The sequence below is a fragment of the Alteromonas sp. AO-Serp genome, from assembly GCF_017849675.1.
In the GTDB taxonomy this organism is placed as follows: Bacteria; Pseudomonadota; Gammaproteobacteria; order Enterobacterales; family Alteromonadaceae; genus Alteromonas; species Alteromonas macleodii.
Window position 1 is genome coordinate 1 of record NZ_JAFLMX010000297.1, and the last position, 4,734, is coordinate 4,734.

4 protein-coding genes are annotated in these 4,734 nt (G+C 44.6%); all 4 read right to left on the minus strand.

Annotation, left to right across the window (positions count from 1 at the left end; translation table 11 throughout):
- On the minus strand, window positions 1–1,277 hold a 1,277-nt coding region (locus QVA83_RS19160; protein ID WP_287498822.1), incomplete at its 3' end, for a protein kinase domain-containing protein.
- Window positions 1,278–1,360: 83 nt separating this feature from the next.
- A complete protein-coding gene (locus tag QVA83_RS19165; RefSeq protein WP_014949534.1) occupies window positions 1,361–2,239 on the minus strand; it encodes a 23S rRNA (adenine(2030)-N(6))-methyltransferase RlmJ in 879 nt (292 codons plus the stop codon).
- A gap of 147 nt (window positions 2,240–2,386) precedes the next feature.
- Window positions 2,387–4,087 (minus strand): dihydrolipoyllysine-residue acetyltransferase, encoded by a 1,701-nt coding sequence (locus QVA83_RS19170; RefSeq protein ID WP_156078366.1) that lies wholly within the window; start codon window positions 4,085–4,087, stop codon window positions 2,387–2,389.
- Between the two features lie 16 nt (window positions 4,088–4,103).
- A partial coding sequence (locus QVA83_RS19175) for a transketolase C-terminal domain-containing protein (RefSeq protein ID WP_287498823.1) occupies window positions 4,104–4,734 on the minus strand: 631 nt, incomplete at its 5' end.

The window sequence follows — 4,734 nt, forward strand, 5'->3', positions numbered from 1 at the left end:
GAATCGACATATATACCTTCGGGCTCCCAGCGCACAGCCATCCCGCCAACCACGGGGTAACGGACCAGTCTACTGATTGCGGAAACAAAAGCTTTTTCGGTATCGCCCATTCCCTGTAAGTAGTTTTTGTAATAGCGGTCAAATTGCGCGTCGTCTATATAGCGAAGTTCCTCTACGTCTTTCTCATCTAATGAATCAGACAATCTGGCCTGTTGGCGTAGGTAAGATTTTCGAGAGCTGTAAACCACGGTTTCAATATCAGCACGGTTTTGAGAGTGGGCCAGCCACGTAGGTATTAGCGGAGTGTACTGCGGTGGCTTGTCTTGTGTGAAAACCATATTCTTCAAAAAGTGGAGATGATTAAACAGGTAATCTCCGCCCTGCCTTCTCTTTTCTGGATCTTCACTGAGCATGTGCTCAAGGATATTAGCAAGCATTTTAGGAAGACCAAGGGATGAAGGTGTAATAACCTTGCTTCCGTAACGACACGATTGCCCTGATGCCAATGCATATAATGTACTGGCCAAGCCTTGTTCATCGAAGCGGGGGCTGGAGAGTGCGCCATTAAGCTGCTCCTCGCCAATAAAATAAACATCGCCAAGTCGAGCATTAGTTTGATGCAGTTCACCCGACATTAAATCCATTACATTGTTACCTACATATTGCCCAGTGATGTCAGTCTGTGCGAACACTGAAGAGCCCCAATCAATCAATCCAACCGATTCATTTTCGGCATCCCAAACCAGATTCGAGGGCTTTATGTCTCCGTGCACAATGGGTTTAATTTCTCCATTTTCACTGTATTGGCGAAAACTGGATAAAAGTTCGCCGACCTGCACTGCAATTTTGACGATAATACGGGGCGAAAGTGGGCCTGTTTTCAAGCTGACTTTTTCTAGGTCTTCGCCAGGTGCGCGCCCCATAACCAAGATGGATTGTTTGCGTATTTGTTGATATTCAATAAACCGCGGCACAAACTCATGATTAACGTGAGAAAGCATAAAAGCTTCCTCTTCTAGTCTATCTTGCACATGCTGCGGCAACGTTATTCGCGAAAACTTAAATACCCGTGATTCACCGCTTGGTGCATTCCCTGCAAACGCAAAACCAAAGGCCCCTTTCCCTAAAAGTTCTATTTCACTGTAACCCAACCCTTCTAACTGTGAAATGCAAAGGCTTACCCAGTCTTTTAGTTTTTTCGCATCCGCATGGGATAGCAAATATATCGACTGCTCATCGGGTATATAGAAATGTTTTAGGCCTTTGAGTTGCGACATGTTTTTTACTTCACGCTTTTAGTGACTTTTTGAAACAGATTAATCAGCAACAATACGCTTACCATTGTTAAACTGCACAGCAATCAATTATCTTCGTTTATCCAGGTAACATGCGCTGTAGCGTGATAACCCGTTTCATCAGCACCTAACATACCAACAACGCTTTCTAGCGCGCTCTCTAAATTAGCATCTAATTGCCAAGGCGGGTTTAACACGAATACGCCAGAACCATACATTCCAGCATCTGGGGTATTTTCTGCTACATGTATTTCTGCTTTAAAACAGGGTTTACCTAATGCTGCAAGCTTCTCGCACATAGCTTCACTTGCACCACTTTTGGCACCAGCCCTCTCTGACAATAGTGGATACCACACTACGATTTGTGCCTGCTGCCAGCGTTTAAATACCTGTTCCACACCCTTAACAAGGTCGCTATATTCATTCACGCGCTCATAAGGAGGGTCGATTAAAATAGCACCGCGATTGGGTTTAGGTGGCGTGAGTGCGCGAAGCCCTTCATAACCGTCTCGTTTATGTACGTGGCTATTACGGGTTCGTAAACGGGATACGTTTTTGTCTAGTTTATCGAATTCCGCAGGATGAAGTTCCATTAGGTGTAAATTATCACCATCCCTTTTCGCTTTTGCGCTTATTGCCGGTGAGCCCGGATATTGTTGTTGTGCTAAAAAAGGTTCACACAACGATAGATAGTCTGCCAACAAATTTGGCAAGTCCTGAACGCCTTTATCATCTATAAGCAAACGAGAAATACCCGTCTCGTACTCTTTATTTTTTGATGACATGGCATCGGTTAGATCGTAAGCGCCCGCGCCTGCGTGGGTGTCGAAAAGCGTAAAAGGTTTATCTTTTTTCTTTAATGCGTTGATAACGCCAATCCAACAAAGATGTTTGATGACATCAGCGTGGTTGCCCGCATGAAAGGCATGTTGATAACTAAGCACAAAACCTCAGTAAAATTTTCGTTTGTTTATAGTGCTCTATAATAACGTCAACGCGCTTTGAGGTATACAAAACAAAAAAGGGCCAATAGTTTTACTATAGGCCCTTTAAAAATATTGCTACTGCAAATCAAATTGCTTTGAATGATATCACTTAAGGTGCATCAACATTTTTTCTGGCTGAGTTAGGTAACTCATCCATAGATTATTGAATCGCACCATAGTCGCACCATCAATAATACGGTGATCGCCGGACCAGTTTACCGCCATGATATTTTGCGCGCTAACATTCCCTTCATCATCAAAACGCGGAAGTTTCTGCGTTTTGCCGAGAGCAACAATAGCAGCTTCTGGCTTATTAATTACTGGCGTTGCGGTAATACCGCCTATTGCACCGATATTAGAGATACTAATCGTACCGCCTTTTAGGTGCTCGCCAGCCACGCGGCCCGCTCTGGCTTGTTCGATAATAACCTGCATTTGAACAGCAATATCTAAAAGCGAGAGGTCTTGTACGCGTTTAATATTCGGTACAAGCAAACCAATTTTAGAGTCTACTGCAAAACCAATATTGTGATCTGTGAAGTAGCTTATCTCAGTGGCGTCTTCGTTAAGCTGACTGTTAATGACAGGGAACTCATTAAGTGCCAACGACATTGCTTTAACGAAAAACGGCATAAAGCTGAGTTTTACGTTCTTCGCTTCAAATTCAGGTTTAAGCAGCTTGCGTAGCGCCATCAGGTTGTCCATTACCAACTCGTCACTTACTGTGAAGTGCGGGATAGTATAGACCGAAGCCGACATTTGCTTCGCCATAGCTGCCTGAATACCGCGTACTTTTTCTGTTCTAACGCTGCCTTTAAGCACAGTGCTTGTGCTATTCAAATCACCTTTTTCTGCGGTAGATGAGCTTGGCGCAGAAGATCTCGAATTTTGAGACGACGTGTCAACATTCGAATGTTGTAGATTCAACACGTCAGACTTAAGGATCCGCCCCTTTTTACCCGAGCCTTCCACAGTAGAAAGGTCGATATTCTTTTCTCTTGCAACACGTCTTACCGCGGGGCTAGCCAACACTTTACCTTCTATAGCGATAGGTGGCTCGTATTCGCCGTCGCTGAATTTTGAAGGAGAAATTTGCGCTGATTGCTGACTTGAACCGTTTGTTTGCGTGTTCACTGAACTTTGAGATACAACGCTTGAAGCGTTGTTTTTTGCCGATGGTGATTCGTCATCAGTACCGCTAGTAGTTGTGACTTCACCGGCAACTTCTAACGCAAACAATGCACTATGCACTTTCGCTATATCGCCTTGCGCGTAATAAAGACGATGCACGGTACCTGCGTTTTTAGCGGGGATCTCTACCACTGCCTTGTCGGTCATCACTTCTACAACGGCTTGATCTTCTTCAATTTCATCGCCTTCAGCCACGTTCCATTTCACAATTTCGCACTCGACAATACCTTCACCAATATCTGGCAAAATAAAGTCTTCGATGTGCTTGCCGTTTGAAGCGCTTGAAGAAGCACTATCATTCGCTGTCGCTGTTTCAGACGCATTGTCTTTTACTTCCGCTTGCGCGTCTTCATGTGTATCTGAGTTAGCGTCGGCATCATCTGGCGTCATAGAGAATAATGGTGCGTGCACTTTAGCAATATCGCCTACCGCGTAATGCAGTTTATTAACCACACCCGCATGCATTGCAGGAATTTGCACGGTAGCCTTGTCGGTCATTACTTCCGCGACAGGTTGATCTTCTTCTATATGCTCACCTTCAGAAACTAACCATTCCAGAAGTTCACATTCAACTATACCTTCACCAATGTCCGGTAAGATAAATTCAATTGTCATTTCATCGTCCCCCGGCTTAGTAGTGAAGCGTACGTTTTATGGCTTCGTACGTCTTCGTTTCATCTGGCATATATTCTTTTTCGTGCGCCAAAGGATACGGCGTGTCTAAACCACACACTCTTGCAATAGGCGCTTCAAGGTATAAGAAACAACGTTCCTGAATGCTCGCTGCGATTTCACTCGCAAAGCCACCTGTTAGCGGTGCTTCGTGGTTTATCAATAAGCGACCTGTTTTCATTACAGATTGCATAACCGTTTCAACGTCCCACGGTAATATGCTGCGTAAATCGATAATTTCACACGACACACCATCTTCAAGAGCCATTTCTGCAGCTTTTTGCAGAATTTCTATTTGCGCGCCCCACCCTAATAAGGTGATATCGCTACCTTCTTGAACAATATCTGCCTTACCTAATGGCAGTTCGTAATCTTCTTCAGGCACTTCCGATACAGATGCACGGTAAAGACGTTTAGGCTCCATAAACAATACAGGGTTTTTATCGCGAATTGACGCAAGCAACAAACCTTTTGCCTGATAAGGGTCACGAGGGATAACAATCTTTAACCCTGGGCAGTGAGCGAAGAATGCCTCTGGTGATTGACTGTGGTAGTGGCCGCCTGCGATACCGCCACCATAAGGTGTACGA